This is a genomic window from Oleiphilus sp. HI0079 (assembly GCF_001635105.1).
Window position 1 is genome coordinate 1 of sequence record NZ_LWFT01001335.1, and the last position, 874, is coordinate 874.

An 874-nucleotide genomic window follows, 5' to 3' on the forward strand; every position below is an offset into this window, starting at 1 on the left:
ACTTCGAATACCACTCGAAGTTCGCTAAAGAACAAAAACCCTCCGCCAGTAAGGCGGAGGGTTTTTGTCGTGAAAGGCATTTGTATTTTTCAGTTTTTAACAGTTAACTACGTTCTCTCAATTTATCGGTATTATTTATGAGCGAATCTACACCGCAACAACCTGATCTGGACTTTAATAGCCCAAGGTTGATCCGCCACAGAAAAACGCGAAAGTTTAAAGACGAATTCGCGCGCATTTCCATCGGCACCGGGGGTATTAGTGTAATCGTCGCGATTACGCTAATTTTCTTCTATTTACTCTATGAAGTAGCGCCGCTGTTTGCCAGCGCAGAAGCTGAGCGTATCGCCAGTTATGAGGTTCCGGCAAAAGAGGCCGGCAAAACCATCTATAGCGGTGCAGAAGAGCAAGGCGAAAAAGCATTTCGTGTGACGGATCTCGGAAGCGTTATTTTCTACAACACGCTCGATGGCAGCATTCATAGCCAAGTTGACTTGCCGATTGAAGAAGGCGTAGTTGTTACTAGCGTTGCCAATGCGGATCCAGCATCCAGAACCTTCGTTTTAGGTTTAAGCAATGGCACCGCTTTAGTTTTGAAGCACAGCTACAAAATCACCTACCCTAATGATCAACGTGTGATTGAGCCGTTCATCGAGTTTCCGTTTGGCGAAGAAGCCATGATGCTCGACCCTGCCGGTGATGCACTCAAAGAGATTGCCATTGCAATGAGCGACAGTGCCTTAATGGTTGCTGCAGTCAGTGCATCAGACGCGCTCGTTGCCCAGCAGTTCGATCAAGAAGAAGACTTCCTAAGTGGCGAAATTCGCCTGGTACCTAATGACATCGAGCTCCCCGATCTAAACGTGAAGGCAAA

General features: G+C 47.0%; 1 pseudogene. It reads left to right on the forward strand.

Annotated elements, in window-relative coordinates:
• Positions 1-137: 137 nt before the first annotated feature.
• Positions 138-874 (forward strand): annotated as a pseudogene (locus A3750_RS23090) (phosphate ABC transporter permease); the annotation flags it as partial.